Here is a 22,354-nt window from a genome sequence, read left to right on the forward strand (position 1 = left end):
ATAGAACAATAGCCCAAAAAAAAAATAATTATTTCAATTCAAATTCAGAAGAAGTAATTAAACGCTCGTCTTCAAACACGTTTAAGGTGTAATTACCTTCCATCAAAGAACCTTCAGGAATCGTAATAGCCTCACATATTTGTTGTTCTAACCCTGTAAAAATAAATTCAACTCTTTTACTATATACATTACCGTTTACAGTAATGGTATTGGCATTATCTTCAACAATTTGTTTGTTTGGATCTAAAAATTGCAGATAAATCACTTTCTGGTTATCAGCCTCACTTTTATCTGCCAATATTGTAACACAACCCCTTAATTTTTTAATAATTGAAGCCTTATTTGTTTTTATCGGCTTTGTATTTCTAACTAATCTAAAACCACTACCCTCAGAGCCTACCATCTTTAAATAGCTCTTCGTTTTTAATTTCTGATTAAGCTCTAATATTTTTCTTCTTTGCAAGGCTTCTGCTTCTGCTAAAGAATTACTATTTGCTCTTAGATTTTCAATTTGCTTACGAGACTCATCATACTTGTCGGTAAGTAACATGTTGTTATAACGTAAGAAATTGTTCTTTAAAAGTAAGCTATCGTTCTTAGACTCTAACCTACGTAATTCCGTTTTGAATTCTCTTAATTTTTGAACCGTAAAATTTAATCGCCCTACAGAATCTAAAAGCTCTTGTACCTTATATCTAGAATCTTTCAATTCAATATCATTCATTTCACTTTTTGCAGACAAGCGAGCCACATCGGCTTTCATTATCGTAAGATCTTTTACAAGAATTTCTTTCTCTTGTTCTAAAAAGTCTATTTGATCGTTTGATTGCGCATAACTGTAGTAGAATGCAATTAATATTGCCATAATAACCGCAACAAATGCCGCTAGTATTATTTTATAATTGAATTTATTATCTTGACTGTCCATTTAAAAAGTGGGCTGTAGGTTGTTTAATCTGTAAAATTTGATGAAAAACAGAATTTCAAATATACTAAAGGATATTACGAACATACTCTTACCCATATCATGTTTTGGATGTAATGCACGATTATATAGAGGAGAGGCTCTTCTCTGTACATCTTGCCGACACCAATTACCACTTACCGAGTACTCCTTTAACGATGAAAATGCAGTTGACCGTATTTTTTATGGTCGAATTAACATAAAAAAAGCAAATTCATTCTTATTCTTTACCGAAATTGGAATCGTAAAAAACCTTATTCACTTCTTAAAATATAAGAACCAAGAAAGGATAGGAGAATTTTTAGGCGATTGGCATGGTCAAGTTTTGAAGCAACAAGGTCATTTACCAAAAATCGACTTTGTAATTCCCATTCCTTTACATAGAAAAAAACTTAAAAAGAGAGGTTATAACCAAGTAGCACTTTTTGCGAAGCAAATTGCACTGCACATCAATGCAAATTATACGGATGATATTTTGATAAAAACTGCCAATACCAAAACACAAACCAAGAAAAACAGATTAAGCAGATGGTACGATAACCGTTCGTTGTATGAAATCAAAAATGGAGAAAAACTCGTAAACAAAACAATACTATTGGTTGACGATGTTATAACGACCGGAGCGACTATGGAAATTTGCGCTAACACCTTCAAAGATATTGAAGGTGTTGAAATTTACATATCAAGTATGGCGGTTGTTCCAAAGAATTAGATTTCTATAAAATATGTTGTTTCTTTGCGATCGATAATTACACTAATGGGCAGAAAAATTTTAGGTTTTATATTTGTTTTTATCATCGTATTGATGTCATATCAATGCGCACAAAGGGGCACACCTACCGGTGGACCAAAAGATATTACTCCACCAGAATTAACAAGAGCAGAGCCACCAAATTTAACAACCAACTTTACGGGGCAAAAAATTAGATTGTATTTTGACGAATTAGTGAAGTTAAAAGATATTCAAAAGCAGCTTATAATTTCTCCTCCTCTAAAAAATGCCCCTGTACTTTCACCTATTGGCAATGCCAATAAATACGTAGAAATTACTATTAAAGATACACTCGAGCCAAATACAACCTATACTTTTAATTTCGGTCAAGGTATTGTCGATAATAACGAAGAAAATCCGAAATCCTTTTTTACCTATGTTTTCTCTACTGGCGATTATATTGATTCTTTAGCATTAACAGGCGTAGTTAAGGATGCGTTCAACAAAAAAGCCGATGATTTTGTTAGCGTAATGCTTTATAAAATTGACACTAGTTATACAGATTCTACCGTTTATAAGAGACCGCCAAATTATATTACCAATACTTTAGATAGTGCAGTTATATTTAAACTTAACAATTTAAAAGAAGGCAAATATGCTTTATTTGGAATTAAAGATGCCGCAGGCAATAATTTGTTTGATCAAAAAACCGATAAAATAGGTTTCGTACGCGATACTATAAACTTACCTACAGATTCTATTTATTTGCTAAATCTATTCAAAGAAATTCAAGATTATGGTGTAGCCGTGCCTAGTATGGAAGCGAGCAATAGAATAAGTTTTGGCTATTATGGCGAGGGTGACGACATCAAAATTGAAACAATTACCGAAATACCCGATACCGTTAAAACTAAGATCACTAAAGAAAGAGAAAAAGACACGTTAAACTTTTGGTTCACACCTTATGAAATGGACTCGCTTCTTTTCGTTATCACCAATGAATCTTTAAAAGTAAAAGACACCTTTAAAGTCAAAAACAGAAAAGTTGAGTTTGACTCCTTAAAGATTTCAATGAGTCAAAATGGAAATATTGAGATGGATAAACCTATAAACCTTCTAAGCAACACTCCATTAGTTAGTTTCGATAGCACTAAGATTAAATTGATGGATAAGGATTCTGTAGAAATTGCTTATCAATTAAAGTTCGATACTGTAGAAAATTTATTGAACTTTAATTTTAAGATCGATCCTGACCAAAGCTATAGAATGGAACTTATACCTGGTGCGGTAACCGACTTTTTCGAAACATCTAATGATTCGGTCGCTTATTCTTTTCGAACAAAGAGCATTGCAGATTATGGCAACTTAACTTTAAATTTAAATGGCAGTACAATCGTTTACCCGATAATTGTTCAACTTACCAACGAAAAAGGAGACTTACAAAGAGAAATTTATGCTACCGAACCACAGGCATATGTCTTTAACAATTTAAATCCTGGTAAATATCAAGCAAGAGTCATATTCGACATGAACGGCAATGGAAAATGGGATACAGGTAGTTTCTTAGAACATAGACAACCTGAAAAAATTAGCTATTACCCTACGTTAATAGAATTACGTGCTAATTGGGAAAAAATAGAGACGTTTAATTTGATAGATTAAAATCTCAAAAAAAAAAATGAAATCTGTAATTTTAATAGTAACATTTTTATTTGCCAATTTAATATTCGGACAGATAAATCATATTAACGATGAATCTGGCACATTTCAAATAGGTAATATTGATTCTCCTTTTTTAAGAGTTTCTAATCAATCGGGAAATAAAATAGAAGGAAGTATATACTTAAACGATAATTGGGAACAAGCCATAATTATCGATGAAGATTTAAAAAAAACTACGGTATTAGCTAAATTTAATACCTATCACAGTGAAATAGAAATATTTAAAGATAATAACTCAAGCTCTCTTTTGCCTGTACCAGGACTAAATGTTACTCTAAATGAAAAGAAATTTGTCCCTATATTATTAGAAGGAAAAAAGAAAAATATTTTTGGTGAAATCTTAGTAGAAGGTAAGAACAAACTATATAAAGTTTATGATGTTAAAATTAACAAGGCTCCTTCTGATGCTAGATTATTAAACATCGAAAGTACAGACCGGGTGGTTATTACCTCAAAATTATATTACGAAAAAAATGGGAATATAAATGATTTTCCAATTTCCAAAAAAGATATTAATGAAACCATAGATTCGCAAATAATAAAATCTGCGAAAACCGAACGTCTTTCTTTAAAGAAAGAAGAAGATATCATAAAACTATTTAAACTGGCAAATTCAGGATAATGTATTAACTAATAATAAAATCATCGCGATCATTTAAAAAGCGAAGCTTATTTCGCACTAAATCGATTTCATCTTTTACTAATTCAATAATAATTGTTTCTTCTTTCTCAGAAAGTACAATTAATTCTCCGAGCGGGTCGTATACGCTAGAATGTCCTGGGTACTGATGCCCTACTTCGTCTTCTCCTATACGATTTACCCCAACACAATACACCATATTCTCGATGGCTCTTGCTTTCAAAAGTGCATCCCATGCATTAATTCTTGGGGTAGGCCAATTTGCTGCATATAATAAAACATCAAAATTTTCTGTGTTTCTGCTCCATACCGGAAAACGAAGATCATAACATACTAAAGGGCAGATAGCAAAACCTTTGCAGTCTATTACTATTCTTTCTGTACCTGCTGTATATTTTTCATGTTCACCGGCTAATGTAAATGTATGTCGCTTATCATACTTTTCATATTCGCCATTTGGTCTTACAAAGAAGAGTCTATTGTAATAATTGTCATTATCATGAAAAGCGACACTCCCAACTACTGCACTATTCTTTTTGGCAGCCATTTTCTTCATCCAATTTAGGGTTGTTAAACCTTCTTCTATTTCAATATTAGCAGGTGACATTGTAAAGCCAGTAGTAAACATTTCAGGTAAAATTATTAAATCAACAGATTCATCGATTTGATCGATTTTGGCGCCGAACATTTCTCTATTGGCATGTGGATCCTCCCAATGTAAAGTAGATTGTATTATTGTTATTTTTAAATGACTGCTTTGCTTCTCTTTCATACTACTACTCCAACAAATCAATAAAAGCGCTTAAACCTTGAGTTTTAGCATGATCCAAGGCACTATTGCCCCTATTATCTTTAACCGTTTTATCTGCACCATTCGCTATTAATAATTTTGCAATTTCTAAGCGATTAAATTGTGCAGCATAAATTAAACAAGTTGCCCCCATTGCATTACGCTCATTAAGATGCGCCTTCTTATCTATCAATAATTTTGCAAGGTCGGTAAAGCCTTTGAAGCAAACACCCATTAAGGCTGTGTTACCAGATGCATCTACAGCATCGATTTTTGCACCTTTGTCCAATAGTAGCGTTGCAATCTCCATTTCATCATAATACGTAGCTAAAATTAAAGGTGTTGAACCTCTAACATCTTTACTATTGACGAGTATTGGGTTCTTCGCTAACATGGCTTTAACCTCATTAAAACTACCTTCTCTTATCTCTTTAAAAAAAACCTCGTTCATAGTTTTGTATTATATATTATTCTTACTCACGACATTATGAAAGTAATTAAATAAAGATGTATTTTCTTACTATTTCATAATTTTTTCCTACCTTAAAGATAATATGTACCTTTAAATTAAAATCTAGAACTTTTGAAAACATTAGCCGTTGACTTTCTTTTAAAAGAGTCCCCCAATGCAATTGCTATCGTGGATACTAAGTTAAACTTTATTAGTTACTCTAACCAGTGGCAAGAAAAATTTAGTTTAAGTGAAATCGATATCATCGACAAAAATTTATTTGAGCATACAATTGAAACACCTAGCCTTTTTAAAGTTGCTGTAAATGATGGAGTAAAAGGAAAAGAGCATATAAATCTAGGACAAAAATTTACGTTACCAAATGGCAAGCTACAATGGCTAAAATGGAAAATTATACCTTCTAGTATTGAAGATCATGGTTTCGACGGAGCCATTATATTTTTAGATGATATTACTGCCGTACAGAAAGAACTAGAGCTTTTACATAAAGCTGAAGAAGTTGCCAGAATAGGATGCTGGGAACTTGATTTAATTAACAACACCGTTAACTGGACAAAAACTACTAAAGACATTCACGAAGTTAGGGCTGATTTTATTCCAAACTTAGAAGAAGGAATAAATTTTTATAAGGAAGGAATTCACAGAGACAAAATTTCTTATTTAGTTAGTACGGCAATTGCAGAAGGAAAACCTTTTGACACAGAACTAATTATTGTCACTGCCAAAAAAAATGAAGTTTGGGTTCGCGCCAAAGGTGAAGTTGAAATTTTAAACGGAAAAGCTGTTAGACTTGTTGGCACTTTTCAAGATATAGATGAGAAAAAGAAAATTGAATTAGCTCATGAAGAAATCTCAGAAAGACTAAAAATTACGACCCAAACTGCACAAATTGGAACATGGCATTATGATCTCGTTGAAAACGATTTAGAATGGGATAACGAAATGTACCGAATTTTTGATATTGATGAAAATCAATTTTCAAGAGCTTTTGATACTTGGGTATCTACCATAGATCAAAACGATAAAGAAAGAATATTAGCCGCTACCAATGATGCCATAAAGGGTTTGAAAGATTTTGACGAAGAATATAGAATAAATCTTCAGAATGGATCTACTAGATTTATTAAAGGTATTTCGAAAACTATAAAAGATATAAATGGTAGGTCCATTAAAATGACAGGTGCCAATTGGGATATTACAGAACTTCGTAGTACCGAAATTGAATTAGCCGAAAGTACTAAGTTATTTGCTGAAACTTTTGAACACTCTGCAATTGGTATGGCACTGGTAAGTCCAGAACTTAAATGGTTAAAAGTAAACAAAAGCTTATCGCATAGTTTAGGATATTCTGAGGAAGAGTTATTAAAAATGACCTCGATGGATATTACTCACCCAGATGATCTACCAGGCAGTAATTCTTATAAAAAGAAAGTAGTTAATGACGGCACAGAGCATTTACAATTTCAGAAAAGATATTTTAATAAAAACGGAAATATAGTTCATGCTATCATTGGATCATCGCCTGTGAAAGATTTGAATGGTAAAGTCAGTCATGTTATCACTCAATTTTTAGACATTACCGATAGAATTGAAGCACAAAACAAATTAGAAGCATTGGTAGATGTTACCAAAAGCCAAAATGAAAGTTTAACTAATTTCGCCCATATCGTTTCGCATAACCTTCGTTCGCATTCTACCAATATGACTATGCTTACCACATTTTTGAATAAAGAAGAAGATGAAGATGAGCGAAAGAATATAAATCGAATGATTACAAGCGCTACCGAAAGTTTATCTGAGACTATAGCGCATTTAAACGATGTTGTTCAGGTTAAAACCGGAGCTCTTGAAAAATTACAAAGTATTAGTATACTTAATACCGTAAACCAAATTACTAAAAGTATCAATGGCTTATTAGAAGAACAAAATACTAATCTTATAATTGATATTGAAAAATCTCATTTTGTACATGCAGTACCAGCATATTTAGAGAGTATTTTCTTAAATGTACTTACAAACGCCCTTAAATATCGATCAAAACAACGTACACCTGTTATAGAAATAAAATCTATAATTAAAGGAGAAGATATTCTAATTTCATTTACGGATAATGGACAAGGAATAGACTTAAATCGACATGGCAACACCATTTTCGGCATGTATAAAACTTTTCATAAGCATAAAGATGCCAAAGGCATTGGGTTGTTCATTACCAAAAATCAAGTCGAATCAATGAGCGGTAGTATTAGTATCGAAAGTAAAGTCGACGAAGGCACGACCATTTTCATCAAACTTAAAAAGAGCTAAATAAAATTGATTATGAATAAAGTTCAAACTTGCTGTATAATAGATGACGACCCTATATTTGTATATGGTACCAAAAGAATAATAACAGAAGTAGATTTTGCAACTTCTATATTGGTGTATAGCAATGGACAAGAAGCTCTTGACGGCCTTAAAAAATTGTGCATGGCCAGAGAACCTTTACCTGATGTTATTTTTTTAGACCTGAATATGCCCATACTAAATGGTTGGGAATTTTTAGATGAATTTAAAAACTGTAAAAGTAAAAGATCAAAAAAAATTATAATTTACATCATTAGTTCTTCAGTTGACCCAAGAGACTTAGAACGGGTTAAAAACTACGAACAAGTAGATACTTATATTTTAAAACCCATAACACCAGATGATCTTGCCAAAATATTAGGAACAATTACTGAAAATTAAATGACACATTTCAGTTAAAGACAAAAACACTATTGTTAATAAAAATGGGGGCAACTTGTTTTTATTTATATTAAAGTTATCTAGTCATTTTAATAACTTCGTGAAGTGTAATGGGTTGTTCTTCTCCAACTTAAATCTGTATAAGATTTACTTTTGAAATAATTAAAAATGAGTATATTTTCTAGTTGTTGTATTATTGATGATGACGAATTTTTTTCGGTTAGTAGTAAGCGTATTTTAAAGCAACATAACTTTAGTGATAATATTCTTTATTATTCTGGTGGTCAAGAAGCTCTTGATGGTTTAATTGGTTTGTTGGTAGAAAACATAAAATTACCCGACGTTATTTTTTTAGACCTAAACATGCCAAATAGAGATGGTTGGTCATTTTTAGAAGAATTTGAAGCACTACCCGAAGATAAAATAGGGCATATTAAAATTTATATTACCAGTTCTTTTATTAGCCCTAAATACATGGAAAAGGCTAAAGACTACAAATTGGTTAAAGATTATATTGTTAAACCTTTGACCGAAAGTGCCGTTAAAAAAATAATCGATTCTAAAGAAATAGCATAAAGTTATCTCATACCTGGGCTAAAATCTAACGGAGCATTTTGAGGCTGATTTATTGTACCCGCATCGCCCGTATCATTGTAAATAGTCCATTCGCTTGCTGTAAAAACTGGATTTCCAGAAACTACACCTAATTTACGTACAGCAGCACCATCTTCAAATTCGTGATTTGTATTACTACCATCTTCTCCAATAACACCAAAAATATCTATAATGTTACCGAAAGGGTCTACTAGTACAATAGTATCGTCGCCATTAGAATCTGCCGGGGAATTTGTGCCTACTGCAATATCAGCATCAAAGCCATATACATTTTTAAACTCTTCTGAATTGGGAGAAATTATTAAGAAACCTCTGCCAGGTATTTCATATTCAGACAAATCTATGCTTGAACTAATTGCAGTGTTATCATTAGTGAAACGTTCCAAACTCCACCCTTTTAAAGATAAACTTTCTTCTGATGCGTTATAAAGCTCTACAAACCTTGCCCCTGCGTTATTATCTGGGTCGGCAATCTCAGATATAAAAATTGACGGTGAAGTAAATTCATCTATAAAATCTTCACACCGTTCTTGTTCAAATTCGAGGTCATTTACGCCACGGATAATTAGCTGAAATTGATTATTATCTTTAGTCAACAACCCTGTGGCATTTCCCATTTTGTCTGGTAAGCTTTCTGATTGAAAATCTGCATAACCACTGTTTACCATAACCAATTCATTATCCATACAATCCACAAGGGTACGTAATGTTTCCTCTTCTTTAACAGCAAAAGTCTTCCCTAGTTCTTCTTGCTTAATTTCCACGCTGTTTATTACTACAAGAGTATTTAACATAGCATCGTTTAATCCTGAAATAACAGCTAAAGTAGGCTCTATGCCATCATTTGGTTCACAAGAAACCAAAACATGGTCAAAAACAACATTTTTAGGCAACCTACCAACACTACGATTCCCAAAAGAGGTAAATACACCACCAATTTTATATGTATCATTAGATTTACCTAAATACAACCCCTTTAGTTTAATGATAATTTGCTGACCTACGTCAAAGAACAAATGAGCATCTCTTAATTCTAATTCAATTTGCATTCCATCTGACGGATTACTTGGCTCATCTTGAAAATGTATGATATTGAAAAAATTACCTTCTTTGTCCGAAGAGATTACATAACCATTAATTACCAAATCCTCTTGAATTTGAATAGTTTCGCCATTATACATATTCTTTAATTCAGATATACTTATAAACGTAAAGTCAGCATCAGAACACTCTAAATCTGGAGCATCAAATTCCTTATCTTTTACACATGATGACAGTATAATACCGATGATTATCATCCAATAAAATATGTTACGTTCTATCTTCATACTATTTGTATTTAAAAACTAAAGGCGAAATTCAAAAAATAGGTTCTACCAAAACCATACCAATACTTAGGCGCAAAAGACGGATTACCACTTAAATTATCTTGTTTAAGTTGGCCATAGTTACCATTTCTACTTTGCTCATAACCACCAGTTCTAAAAGTGGTATCAAAAACATTATTGATACTTGCAAAAACACTTATATACTTGCCTTTTTTAAGCCACGACTTACCGCCAACCATATTCAATAAATAGAAATTATCTAATGGTTTTTGCTTTAATAATTTTTGGACATTTTCATCTGTTGCATCAGGGAATCTTAGTTGGGTTTCTGGATCAATTAAAAAACTCTGGGTTCTGGTTATCGTAGAAATATTTGCATAATTATTACCCAAGTAATTTGCCGAAGTACTTACCCACCAATATTTTGGATCTCTATATTCTATACCTACCGCAATTGCTTTCTGCGGGCCTTGCGCCAGCTTATAATCTTTAACTGCCGATTGCCCCAAAAATTTAGAACCAGAAATATCTATTAAATCTTCGGCCGCGCCTGCTGTATCAAAATTAATAGTCACAAATGGGTTACTCGCATACTCATGTTTTGCCACAGAGCCAACTAATGATAATTTAACGGCACTAGATACTTGGTATTCCAAACCAAGTTCAAAACCTAAATGTAATTTGTCTAAATCAGTGAGTACTTCTTGCACGAAATCTGAACCCACACCCGAATCAACGAAGAAGAAATTTACATCAGTTGTATTTTGAAAACGGGTATAAAACCCTGTAAACCTACCTGTTAATTTTGGCATTCGAAGAAAGTAAGTAGCATCGACACTGGTAATAGTTTCGCTTTGCAAATTGGGCACTATCGCATTATTCTCTCTCGGATTTATAAATATATTCTGTAAAACAGGAGCTCTATTTATCATCGCGGCATTTACAGAAACCCAATGCCTACCCGTTATTGTATAAGATGCGCCTGATTTTAATGACCAATTTGAAAATATTACCTTCTCACTCTCCCCGAACGAATTATCTATAAAACGTTCATTCTTAAACAAACCTTCTCTTTGATAGTTAACTAGAGCATACTTACCAGACATAAACGCATTTACTTTATTATAATGCGCATTTATCTGAGTATAGACATCCGTATTACTTCCTTTTAAATCATAATTGTAATTAAAAACCGCACCATTACCTTTATTTACTTCAGATGAAACATAATTTAAAGTTTCTGAAAATGTATCGATATCGCGATGATACGCAGCCCCTAATAAATCATTTATTTGCGCATAGTTTTTAGAATATAACTGCCTGTGCGTTACCCCTAAATCGAGTTTTAAATGGCTATCAATATCTATATTGGCATTAGCCCTCGCAGTAAGCTGATTATCTTTTGTGGTATCATCATAAAGCACATAAGCCGCTTCTCCGTTTTGACTAATACTGGTATTCGCTTTATAAACATTATCCCAATCTAACTGAGGGTTTTCGATAAAGCCTTCTTCTGCCTGTATAGCACTTTCATAGTTGGCACCTATGGGTGAGTTCAAATAAAAACTCGGTAAATAACGGTAGTATGTAGGATCAGGATTCGGAGCATTATAATACCCTAAACGACTTCTCTTATACACACCGGTTTGATAGCCCAAACCAGCATTAATTTGCAAACTTTTAGATTCATGATGATAGTTGAATAAGAACAATGGTTCGCGAATATGCCGCTCTCTAGAATTTCTAATTTTTCCGTTTTGTACACCGACATATGGGTTATATCTGTTTCCTTGAATTTCTTGTACTTCTTCTGTGATAGCAGAAGATCGCCCTCTTCTATTTGATGCTACAATTGCAGTGGCTGAAATTGTATTCTTTTCATTTAATAGATATTCGAATGAACCATAAACTGAGTACGAATCATACAACGTACCTTCCATATACCCTTCTTTTGCCCAACGTCGAGAAGCTGAAATAATATAGGCATATTTCTCATTTTTAACGCCAGAGTTATAGGTTGCCATCAGTCTGCCGCTATATGTTCTATTGGATACTGAAGAAGACAATCGCGTACCTGGTCTTAGGCCAGATGGTCGCAAATCTATATTTGTGTTCCCTAAAATTCCGCCAAATGTAAAATCTGATGCTTCTAAACCATTCGCATATTGTTGATTTCTTATTACGTCGTTCAACCCGCCCCAATTATTCCACTGTGGCCTGCCATCATACATTTTGTTCATTGGTAATCCGTTTAGATGTACTTCGCCATATTGAGAATCATATCCTCTTACCCTAAAAAATGCCTGACCAAAATCAAAAGCCGCCCTATTTAGAAAAATATCTCTCGTTGATTGTAATAAAGCGAGTGCATTAGAATTTATCTCATCATCTAATAACTCATCATCAGTAATATTAATGAGGTTTATAGATTTTTCTACGGTCATATCTCTTTCCAAAAAAATGACACCTAATTCTATAGTATTGTCATCAAGAAATACGGGGATTCTTTTGATATCAAAATCGGGAGTAGAAATTTGAAGTATAAATTCGCCTTTGCTGGAAGTAATCAATTTAAATTCTCCTAATTCATTAGTCCTAATCGGCGTTGATTCCCCTTCTAAGATTATTTCTGCATTGGCAATTACTTCACTTTCAATCCTTTCTTTTATTACCGCCGTAATTGTAGTGGTACTTTGAGTATGAAGGGCACTGATTTTAAAAAATAGTAATAAAAAAAGGGTATGCTTAATCATTGTATATCTTAAAACCTTGCTAATAAGCCAATAAGATACCAATTAAGAAATAATTAACACGAAATTTCCGTATACTTGCTAATAATTAAGACTAAATACCCTACACAATGCGATTACTATTTCTGCTATGCTTCTTTTCTGCATTACTTACTTGTGCCCAAGAAGCTGATAGTTATCAAATAAGAACCGTTGCCTTCTATAATCTAGAAAATTTATTCGATACCAAAAACGACACTTTAATTTTTGATGATGACAGAACGCCTGAAGGTAAAGACAAATGGACAGAAGAACGTTATCTGAACAAACTGGAAAATATGTCGAAAGTGATTTCTGAAATTGGATCTACAGATAATAAAACAGCACCAGATATTGTAGGAGTTTGCGAAGTAGAAAACTTAGGTGTACTTGAAGATTTGGTACATCATAAGAACTTAACGAAGTTCAATTACGGAATTGTACATTACGAATCTCCTGATGAACGCGGTATAGACGTCGCACTTCTGTATAAAAAAAGTGCCTTTGTACCTGTTAATTTCAATAGCCACAGATTGTTACTTTTTAACCTTGAAGGAAAAAGAGATTACACCAGAGATCAACTTATTGTAGAAGGATTATTAGATAATGAAAAGATATACTTTATGGTAAACCATTGGCCCTCTAGAAGTGGTGGAGAGGCTAGAAGTAGACCTTTTAGATTAAAAGCAGCCAAACTAAATAAACGCATTATAGATTCTGTTCAAAGGCAGTATGTAAATGCCAAGATTATAAGCATGGGAGATTTTAACGATGACCCAATAGATCCCAGTTTTAAAAAAATACTACAGGTTGAAAAAAACAATAAGAATCTGGACTCTTTAAGCCTTTACGGACCTATGGAAAAACTTTATAAAAAAGGAAGAGGTTCTTTAGCCTACCGTGACAAATGGAATTTGTTCGACCAACTTTATATGACATCAAGCCTTTTAGATAATAAAAGAGAAAGTTACAGTTACTGGAAGGTTGGCATATTTTCTCCAGAATATTTAATGGACCCAAAAGGAAAATATAAAGGTTACCCGTTACGGACTTATGCAGGCGGAAGTTATATTGGTGGGTATAGCGACCACTTTCCTGTATACCTGCACCTCGTTAAAAAAGCTAACCCATAAAAAAAGAACCTAATACTAATGTATTAGATTCTTTTTCATCTTTTTAAACATTCTAATCTTAGTTAAACCATTGTCCCCAAGGAATTCTACTTAGAATAAGCAGTAACCCAATACTGTAGAAAATAGCAATGCTTTTAAATTTTTTAGCTCCGTCAACAAACTTCTTATGTCTTGACCAACCTATGGTTATTGATGCAATTGCCAGTATATTAATGAAAGGATGCTCTACTGCCAATAAACGTGCGGCAGAAGTTAAACCACCCATGCCGAACTCTTGTATTGCGCTTAATCCACTTGGTGAAACAAAATATAATATTAGACCTACCAATAATTGAATATGGCACAAAATAAGCGCAAAAAGACTTAGTCTAAGGTCTTTTCCCATATTAAAGATTCGCTTACCTACAAGGCCTGAAATAGCATTAATAACTGCTAAGATCAATACAGCCAATGCTATATAAGCCAAGTATGAATGTAGCATTTGAATAGTTTCGTACATAGTTCTATTATTTAAGTTTTAAATGTACTGAATTTTAGGCATAAAAAAACCCTGACCGTATGGTCAGGGTTTAATATTTATAGTAATTGAATTCTTAAAAACTGTAACGAGCACTTACGTTAAAAGTTCTTCCAAATCCAAAGAATACTTTATTATCAGTAGAAATTCCTTCATAAGTAGATCCATTACCATCTGCAAAAGTGTTTGTCAAAGATTCAGCAATATACTCTGTATCAAAAAGGTTATTAACATTAGCAGCAATACTTAGTTTGTTGCTTCCTCCAAAACCAAAAGTGTAATAAGCACCTAAGTCAAAAAGAGTATAACTTGGCAAACGTAGGGAACCTTGGTTATCCGCAGAATCAAAATCTTCAGCATTTAAGAATGCATATAATCTTGATGCATTGTAAAGATTTGCGCTAATTTTAAGATCTTCTAAAGGTCTAATGATCATTTCTAAATTCGTTGTGAACTGAGCAGCATCTCCTACTTTTACACCATCTAAGAATAAAGTAACATCTGGGTCAATAACATTTCTGTCATCATCTAAGGCTTGACCAAATGCATTACCAGCATATTCCCAGTCACCTAAAGAAAGCATACCTCTAAACTGTATAACATCAGAAGCTCGGTAGTCTGCTTCGATCTCGATACCTTGGTGAATTTGCTCTACACCATTAATGTTAGCAGTACCTTCATCACCTTCTGGAGTTTCAATTCCTACTCTTACAAATCTATCTTTCCAAGATGTTCTGTATAGGTTTACTTTAGCTCTAAAATCACCTAAGTTAAGACCGTAACCCATTTCTAAACCTAGAATTTTTTCATTAGTTAAATCTGGATTTAAGTCATTACTAAAGTTTAAATAAACCGCATCAAAAAGTGGTTGTTTAGAGTAGTAACCTGCATTAAAGAACACGTTGTTAGCTTCGTTCAAGTTGAAGTTAGCACCACCCTTAATGTTACCACCTAAAATATTCTCCCAATCAGACTCTTGTTCTGGATCAGAATCCAAGTAGTTAAAGTAATCTATTCTTTTAAAACCTTGATTAGAAATACCACCTTGAAGAAAACCAGATACTATACCATCAGTATATTCTACCTGACCGAATGCACCTGTCCATCTTACTAGACCATCATTGTAGTAATCAATTTTCTCTTCATCATCTATACTCTTAAATACATTTAATATTGAACTAAAATCAGAATCAATAGTATCTTCGGCACGTATAACATGGTTAGGGTTGTTGATGTCGTCATCATCAAAATAACCATCAGCACCTAATAAATTATCCATTCTTCTATAGTGTATACCTTTGTAGCTTCTTAAATCTAAACCTACATCGTAATTCCACTTTTCGTTAATTTGAGTATTCAAGTTAGCAATAACACCAAACCAATTGTGTGAGTTGATAGAAGCTCTTCTAGCTAAACCATCGCCGAAACTTGTTGTAATATATTCACCATCACCATTTGGAGATAATTGGTAATCGTTACCATCATAAAAAGTAACCGCTTCACCACCGTTAAAACGAGAAATTAAATCATAATCAACCTGCCCCGTTTCAGGAATTCTATATCTACTAGAACTAGCAAAACCAAAACTAGGTCCTACACCAATATCACCAGTACCACCACCACGACCAAAAGAAGCATAGGCAGATGTAGACAATGTAGACTTTTCAGATGCTTTCCATTCCCAAGTTAAAGATGTAATAGGCTTATGGTAGAAGTTTCTTCTCCAACCAAATTCTTCACCGTTTAAAGTACCACCGTTGTAGTTGTATTTAGCGCCATATTCCAAGTGATCAGCTAAAGTTGCCACATTAAAGAAACTTGATGTTCTCTGGTTGTGAACTTGCGGAGCACCTGTTAATACGAATTGAAAATTATGCTTTTCATTAGGCTCGTAACCCAAACCAATAAAATAGTTGTAACCTTCAAATTTCGTTCCTTGAATGTAACCATCACCAGCAGTTCTACCTAATAAGATAGATGCAGCAAAACCTTTATCAGATTTTCCGGTATTGTAAGCAACAGTAGTCTTTAAGTAGCCGTCATTACCACCACCTAATGTTACCGCACCACCTTCTTCTTTTTCAGTAGACTTTGTAATAACGTTAATTGTACCACCAACAGAAGATATTGCTAACTTAGAAGAACCTAAACCTCTTTGAACTTGCATAGCAGTAGTAACATCACCTAAACCAGACCAATTACTCCAGTATACAGCTCCATTTTCCATATCGTTAACAGGTATACCGTTTACCATTACAGCTGTGTTTCTAGAATCGAAACCCCTTACATTAACTCTACCATCACCAAAACCACCACCTGTTTTGGTAGCATATATAGAAGGAGTAGATTTAAGTATCTCAGGCAATTCTTGAGAACCTAATTTTTCTTGTATTTCAGCAGCTCTAATAGTTGAAACAGCAACCGGAGTTTCTCTATCTTTTGCTATATCTAAAATTCCAGTTACAACAACACCTTCTAATTCTTCAGCATTAGGCTCTAAAACAATAGAACCAATACTACCTGAAGCAGTAAAAGCAATTTGCTTTGAATTAAAACCAATGTAAGAAAATACTAAAGTTCCAGATGCAGAACTTGTGTTAATTGTAAAATTACCATCAAAATCAGTTGATGTCCCATTTGTTGTCCCTTTTACCATTACTGTAGCACCTGGCAACGGAGTGTTGGTATCGCCATCTAATACAGTACCAGTAATTGGTCCTTGTGAAAAAGCAGTTACGGTCATTAAAAATGCCGCTAATGCAAAGTACATTTTTTTCATTTTCTTCGAGTATTTGTTAGTTTTTTAACTTGCTGCAAAAGTCATTTATTTTTAAACCCCCAACGTTAAGAGAACGTTAAATCAGCAAGACAAAAATACCTAAAAACCAAACACGATTTAAGTGAAAATGAAATAGTTACCCATTTAATAGGAAGTTTATGGTATTAGAAATTATTTCTTAAAATATTGCAAAAGTCTTAATGTAGAGCTATCGTGATCAGAAATATCTGAATTGTTAATATCATTAAGAATAGTACCAGCAAGCTGTTTCCCTAACTCTACACCCCATTGATCATAACTAAATATGTTCCAAATCACTCCTTGAACAAAAATCTTATGCTCATATAAAGCAATTAAAGAGCCTAAACTTTTTGGAGTCAACTTTTCCATTAAAATAGTATTAGTAGGTTTGTTACCTGTAAATACCTTGAACGGAGCTAACTTATTGATTTCTGCTTCTGATAAATCTTTAGTCTTTAATTCAGCAACTACTTCTTCTTTGGTTTTACCATTCATTAAAGCCTCTGTCTGGGCAAAATAATTTGCCATCAACTTATCATGATGATCTTTATCTCCATGTAAAGAATGTTTAAAACCTATGAAATCTGTAGGTATTAATTTAGTACCCTGGTGTATTAACTGAAAAAATGCATGCTGAGAATTTGTACCCGGCTCTCCCCAAATAATAGTTCCTGTTTCGTAGCCAACTTTATTGCCGGCTCTATCTACACTTTTTCCATTACTTTCCATGATACCTTGCTGTAAGTAGGCTGAAAATCTACTTAAATATTGTGCATAAGGAATTATTGCCTCTGTCTCTGCACCATAAAAGTTATTATACCAAACACTTATTAGTGCCATAACAACCGGAATGTTCTCTGAGAATTCAGTTTCCTTAAAATGTACATCGGTTTCATTGGCACCTTGTAACATTGCATCAAAGTTATCATAACCAACCGCTAAGGCAATTGTTAATCCAACAGCACTCCACAAAGAGAACCTACCACCTACCCAGTCCCACATTGGGAATACATTCGCAGCGTCTATACCGAATTCAGCAATTTTTTCGCTATTAGTTGATACCGCAGCAAAGTGCTTTGCAATATCTTCTTGCGTACCGTGATTCAAAAACCACTTCTTAATAGTAGTCGCGTTACTTAATGTTTCTTGTGTTGTAAAAGTTTTAGAAACTACAACGAACAACGTTGTCTCTGGATCTAATGTTTTTAAGATTTCATGAACATGATCACCATCTACATTACTAACGAAATGTATAGACAATTGGTTCTTATAAAATTTTAAAGCTTCGGTTACCATCGCCGGACCTAGATCAGATCCACCAATACCTATATTTACTACATCGGTAAATGCTTTACCAGTATATCCTTTTAATTCGCCATTGATTACAGAGTTGGTAAATGCTTTAATATGTTCTTTTACCTCATATATCTCTGGCATTACATTTTCACCATCAACCAAAACAACATCATCCTTTTTAGCACGAAGCGCTGTATGTAAAACAGCTCTGCCTTCTGTTTCGTTAATTAGATCTCCACCAAAATAATCTTTTATAGCTCCTTTTAAATTTACCTCATCAGCCAATTTAAGTAACATGCTCATTGTATCTTCTGAGATTCTGTTCTTTGAATAATCAAAAAGAAAATCATTCCACTGTAATGTGAATTTTTCAGCTCTTTTTGCATCCGAAGAAAACAAACTTCTTAGGTGCGTACCTTTAGTTTCTTTGTAATGAGCCGTTAATTTCTTCCAAATATCAGTTTGCTGTGGGTTTATTTTATTTAGTGCCATTTTCTTGATTAAGTGTTAGTAAATCCTCTTCGTCTTCTATTAAAACTTTAGGATAGATTATACAATCTAACTGTTCTTTATACGTTGCGATATACGCGAAATATTCTTCTTTTAATGTGTCATGTAAAGGTTCTGCCTGCGGAAGTTCTTCTTGCAATGGATCCACTTGTTTTCCATTTTTCCAAAAGCGATAGCACACATGTGGTCCACCTGTATTACCAGTCATACCAATCCATCCAATTACATCTCCTTGACGCACAAACTCACCCTTCTTTACCTTTTGGGCTTTCATGTGTAGATACTGTGTTGAATACGTACCATTATGTCTGATTTTAACATATTTACCATTACCACCTCTTCTTGTAGACTCTACAACAGTACCATCTGCTGTAGCCATAATTGGCGTACCTATAGGTGCCGCATAATCCGTTCCTTTATGTGGTCGTAATTTATAACCGTAGTATTTTATTCTTCTTTTAAGATTGTACCTAGAAGATAATCTACCATACTCAACAGGCATTCTTAAAAAAGTTCTTCTTAAATTATTTGCATTCTCATCAAAGTAATCAATCAGACTTCTTAGAGAATCATTTTCATAAGCGAAGGCATATATAGGTTTGTCATTATGCTCAAAATAAGCTGCTTCAATAGGTTCTGCACCTGCATATACCGTATCATTTATAAATTTCTCATTATAGATAATCTTAAACTTATCGTTCTTTTGTAGTCTAGAGAAATCAATTGTCCATGCATACACATTAGCTAGGTTATGCGTAACGTTATAATCTACGCCCTGTTCTAATATAGCTTCTGACAAACTAGATTCAATTACACCCGAAACTTCTCGTTGAACAAATTTAACCTTGTTCTTATCCTTATATACATTTACACTATCGCGTAAATCTACAACCGTATAATTAATTGGATCGTTCTCATAAATAAACACCTGAGCTTGCGCAGTGGTATCTTTAGATTGCAAAATAGTGTATGGCTTACCTACACGAATTTTACGAACGTCAAAACTATCTTTGAAGTTCTCTGAAATAGCTAACACCTTTGGGTAGTCGACTTTATTCTTCTGCATTAATTCGCCAAAACTATCGCCATATTTGATAGTATCTAACTTAACATTGAATTCATCTAAATTAAAACCAAATCTCTCATTCACTTTTGGCACTTCAACGACCTTAACATTTTGAGCCACGTCATTTTTCTGATTATCGGCGTCTTTGCATGATGCAATAACAGTCAATGCCAATAATATTCCCCAATACTTCTGCATTATTCTACTCTTGATTTATCTGGATTCAACATATGGTCTACCCATTGCTTACCCCAATTATTTAATTCTAGTTCAGTGTATAATTCTGGAAAAAAGACGATTTTCTGAAAACTAGGCGGCAGATATTCTTTCCAATTTGTACCTCCGGTAGCCTCTATGTCACCACTCTCTTTTCTTAAATACCTATGAGCAGAACCCATATGCATTAATTGCCAATTTATATTGGCGTTCACGTCTAATGTCTTCAAAGAATCTACCAAAGTTTTATCTTCTCTCTGCTCTTTGGGTAAACTTAAGTATTTATGATATATTGTTGCGTTCTCTACCTGTTTTGCTATTCTTATAAGCCTAGGCGTATACCGATACTCAAACTGTTTTAAGGTTAAGGTTTTCTCTCCCGTAGTTAAATCTGTAGCTCCTTTTTTCCAATAGATATGCTCGTACAATTCCTCTATTGTAGATTCTGAAGAAAATTGAGCTCTTTCAGAAACATGTACTAAATTTTCTAAAGGTGTAGCATATAGTTCAATCATTCTAAACTGAGCAGATTGAAAACCACTTGCTGGCAGCAGAGCCATACGGTATTGCAAAAACTGTTCGCGCTCCATACCCTTTATCATTACACTAAATGACGATATAAGCACTTTGTAATAACTATTAACTCTTCTAACCTTTTCTATGAAAAAATCTAAGTTGTTACTTTTATCATCTACCAATTGTTTTTGTTCGTGCAAAATCAATTTAAAATAGAGTTCGGTAATTTGATGATACATGATGAAAATCTCTTCATCGGGAAAATGTGTTCTTGGAACTTGTAGACTTAATAAGGTATCTAGGTGAATATAATCCCAATAAGTAAGATAACGTTGGTGCAATAAACCATCTAAATAAGAGCTTAGATCTTGCCCTGAATCTTTGTATTTTTCTTCAAGTTTAGAGATTTGGGATTTGATTTTCTCTTTATCTTCCATTTAGGGTCTAATCCATTATAATTTTAAACTGATGTTTAAGACCATTATACCCATCTATATCTGCTTTTATAGCACCCACTGCCAAATCTGCTTTAATTCTTATAGGAATTCGATTGTCGTCGTTCGAAACCCATAATGATAAACTTTCTTGCTCTTTAAATACACGCCCAGATTGTACTAAGGGTCTAAATTTCAAGCATTCTACTTTACCATATTTTGTGTTTACGACTTCTACACCTAAAAACTTAAGTTTAAAATCGAATATACCATCATCATCATAAAGCATTTTCAGGGTAATCGCTTTTCCTACTTCAAGGTCTTCTGTTTTATAGTTGTTCCTTAAAAAATAAAAAGCGGATATTAGATCCTGTATATTGTTCTCTAATGTAAAATTAAGCTTTTTCTTGTTTTTCTTATCATTAAGTTCTGCTTTAGATGTATTATGATCAAAGTTTATTTCTACATCTTTCTTATAACCGCCTTCATTAATTTTACGAACAAACCTATATGGTTTGCCATCTTGCTTATCAAAATAACTTTCATAGGTATCGTCTACCTTAAAAAACCAACTAGCTACACCAGTTGTTTCGCCATGACCAACTACATGATATACAGATTTATCATCTATAGTCGCAGAATTTACCTGTAGGGTCGCATAACTTGCGTTTAAAAAACCATAATGCATTCTAAACTTTAACCATTCTCCTGTCTTAAATGCAGACTGAGAACTTTGACCTTGGACACCAAAATATGTTAAGATAAGGGCGAATAAAAATAGTTTTTTCATAGTCCGTATTTTAATGTAAAAATAGTCATAGATACTTCTCTATCACTTTCATTACAATATCTTAAACAAAATTTATTCCAAAGTATTGTTGTATAAAAAAAGCCCAGCTTAAAAACTGGGCTTTTCCTAAATAACCAACCAAACTTTAAATTATGAAAAACCACTACTTAAAGTTGTAAGGGAACCACCCCTTAGCTGGTGTAAATTTAAGGCACATTATTCTACCCACAGTACGGTTTAACTTACTTTAATGATAACCTTAACAGTTATTCACACTTCTAATTAATAATTGGGAAACTATTAAGAATCTAAAGTTGATTTTAAGCTTTTCAAGCTAA

Annotated in this window: 18 protein-coding genes; 7 read left to right on the top strand and 11 right to left on the bottom strand. The window is 33.4% G+C overall.

Annotation, left to right across the window (positions count from 1 at the left end; translation table 11 throughout):
• Positions 1-28: 28 nt before the first annotated feature.
• Positions 29-928 (bottom strand): hypothetical protein, encoded by a 900-nt coding sequence (locus Q4500_RS05595; protein ID WP_303598733.1) that lies wholly within the window; start codon positions 926-928, stop codon positions 29-31.
• A 40-nt stretch (positions 929-968) separates the two neighbouring features.
• On the opposite strand from Q4500_RS05595, the gene Q4500_RS05600 reads away from it, so the two are divergent.
• From Q4500_RS05600 to Q4500_RS05610, 3 genes are read left to right on the top strand one after another with little or no spacing between them, the layout of a single operon-like run.
• On the top strand, positions 969-1,676 hold the full coding sequence (locus Q4500_RS05600) for a ComF family protein (protein WP_303598734.1): 708 nt from the start codon (positions 969-971) through the stop codon (positions 1,674-1,676).
• 45 nt (positions 1,677-1,721) lie between these two features.
• Complete coding sequence (locus Q4500_RS05605) at positions 1,722-3,338, top strand: Ig-like domain-containing protein (RefSeq protein WP_303598735.1); 1,617 nt, start codon at positions 1,722-1,724, stop codon at positions 3,336-3,338.
• 16 nt (positions 3,339-3,354) lie between these two features.
• On the top strand, positions 3,355-4,020 hold the full coding sequence (locus Q4500_RS05610; RefSeq protein ID WP_303598736.1) for a hypothetical protein: 666 nt from the start codon (positions 3,355-3,357) through the stop codon (positions 4,018-4,020).
• Positions 4,021-4,024: 4 nt separating this feature from the next.
• Here the strand turns inward: Q4500_RS05610 and Q4500_RS05615 are convergent, their stop codons facing one another.
• Positions 4,025-4,810, bottom strand: a complete 786-nt coding sequence (locus Q4500_RS05615) for an amidohydrolase (RefSeq protein WP_303598737.1) — start codon at positions 4,808-4,810, stop codon at positions 4,025-4,027.
• 4 nt (positions 4,811-4,814) lie between these two features.
• Positions 4,815-5,279 (bottom strand): ankyrin repeat domain-containing protein, encoded by a 465-nt coding sequence (locus Q4500_RS05620; protein ID WP_303598738.1) that lies wholly within the window; start codon positions 5,277-5,279, stop codon positions 4,815-4,817.
• Between the two features lie 132 nt (positions 5,280-5,411).
• Here Q4500_RS05620 and Q4500_RS05625 point away from each other — a divergent pair, with 132 nt between their 5' ends.
• The 3 genes from Q4500_RS05625 to Q4500_RS05635 all read left to right on the top strand — a co-directional run bounded on the left by Q4500_RS05625 (position 5,412) and on the right by Q4500_RS05635 (position 8,603).
• Complete coding sequence (locus Q4500_RS05625; RefSeq protein ID WP_303598739.1) at positions 5,412-7,607, top strand: PAS domain S-box protein; 2,196 nt, start codon at positions 5,412-5,414, stop codon at positions 7,605-7,607.
• A gap of 12 nt (positions 7,608-7,619) precedes the next feature.
• On the top strand, positions 7,620-8,027 hold the full coding sequence (locus tag Q4500_RS05630) for a response regulator (RefSeq protein ID WP_303598740.1): 408 nt from the start codon (positions 7,620-7,622) through the stop codon (positions 8,025-8,027).
• 168 nt (positions 8,028-8,195) lie between these two features.
• A complete protein-coding gene (locus tag Q4500_RS05635) occupies positions 8,196-8,603 on the top strand; it encodes a response regulator (protein ID WP_303598741.1) in 408 nt (135 codons plus the stop codon).
• A gap of 2 nt (positions 8,604-8,605) precedes the next feature.
• On the opposite strand, the gene Q4500_RS05640 is transcribed toward Q4500_RS05635, so the two are convergent.
• Positions 8,606-9,970 carry a DUF5689 domain-containing protein gene (locus Q4500_RS05640; protein ID WP_303598742.1) on the bottom strand — a complete coding sequence of 455 codons (1,365 nt, stop codon included), beginning with the start codon at positions 9,968-9,970 and terminating at the stop codon, positions 8,606-8,608.
• Between the two features lie 11 nt (positions 9,971-9,981).
• Complete coding sequence (locus tag Q4500_RS05645) at positions 9,982-12,723, bottom strand: TonB-dependent receptor (protein ID WP_303598743.1); 2,742 nt, start codon at positions 12,721-12,723, stop codon at positions 9,982-9,984.
• Between the two features lie 107 nt (positions 12,724-12,830).
• On the opposite strand from Q4500_RS05645, the gene Q4500_RS05650 reads away from it, so the two are divergent.
• The gene (locus tag Q4500_RS05650; protein WP_303598744.1) at positions 12,831-13,871 is read left to right on the top strand and encodes an endonuclease/exonuclease/phosphatase family protein; all 1,041 of its coding nucleotides are present in this window, start codon (positions 12,831-12,833) and stop codon (positions 13,869-13,871) included.
• Positions 13,872-13,929: 58 nt separating this feature from the next.
• Here the strand turns inward: Q4500_RS05650 and Q4500_RS05655 are convergent, their stop codons facing one another.
• The 6 genes from Q4500_RS05655 to Q4500_RS05680 all read right to left on the bottom strand — a co-directional run bounded on the left by Q4500_RS05655 (position 13,930) and on the right by Q4500_RS05680 (position 22,016).
• Complete coding sequence (locus tag Q4500_RS05655; RefSeq protein WP_303598745.1) at positions 13,930-14,370, bottom strand: hypothetical protein; 441 nt, start codon at positions 14,368-14,370, stop codon at positions 13,930-13,932.
• 94 nt (positions 14,371-14,464) lie between these two features.
• Positions 14,465-17,167 (bottom strand): TonB-dependent receptor, encoded by a 2,703-nt coding sequence (locus Q4500_RS05660; RefSeq protein ID WP_303598746.1) that lies wholly within the window; start codon positions 17,165-17,167, stop codon positions 14,465-14,467.
• A 171-nt stretch (positions 17,168-17,338) separates the two neighbouring features.
• Entirely contained in the window at positions 17,339-18,976 is a 1,638-nt protein-coding gene (gene pgi, locus Q4500_RS05665) for a glucose-6-phosphate isomerase (RefSeq protein ID WP_303598747.1), read from the bottom strand.
• Positions 18,963-20,258, bottom strand: a complete 1,296-nt coding sequence (locus Q4500_RS05670) for a peptidoglycan DD-metalloendopeptidase family protein (protein ID WP_303598748.1) — start codon at positions 20,256-20,258, stop codon at positions 18,963-18,965. The genes pgi and Q4500_RS05670 overlap by 14 nt, the downstream gene beginning before the upstream one ends.
• A complete protein-coding gene (locus Q4500_RS05675; RefSeq protein WP_303598749.1) occupies positions 20,258-21,229 on the bottom strand; it encodes a tryptophan 2,3-dioxygenase family protein in 972 nt (323 codons plus the stop codon). Before Q4500_RS05675 ends, Q4500_RS05670 begins: the two co-directional genes overlap by 1 nt.
• 7 nt (positions 21,230-21,236) lie before the next feature.
• The gene (locus tag Q4500_RS05680) at positions 21,237-22,016 is read right to left on the bottom strand and encodes a DUF3108 domain-containing protein (protein ID WP_303598750.1); all 780 of its coding nucleotides are present in this window, start codon (positions 22,014-22,016) and stop codon (positions 21,237-21,239) included.
• Between the last annotated feature and the right edge of the window lie 338 nt (positions 22,017-22,354).

Origin of the sequence: Maribacter sp. 1_MG-2023 (assembly GCF_030547005.1) — a bacterium.
In the GTDB taxonomy this organism is placed as follows: domain Bacteria; phylum Bacteroidota; class Bacteroidia; order Flavobacteriales; family Flavobacteriaceae; genus Maribacter.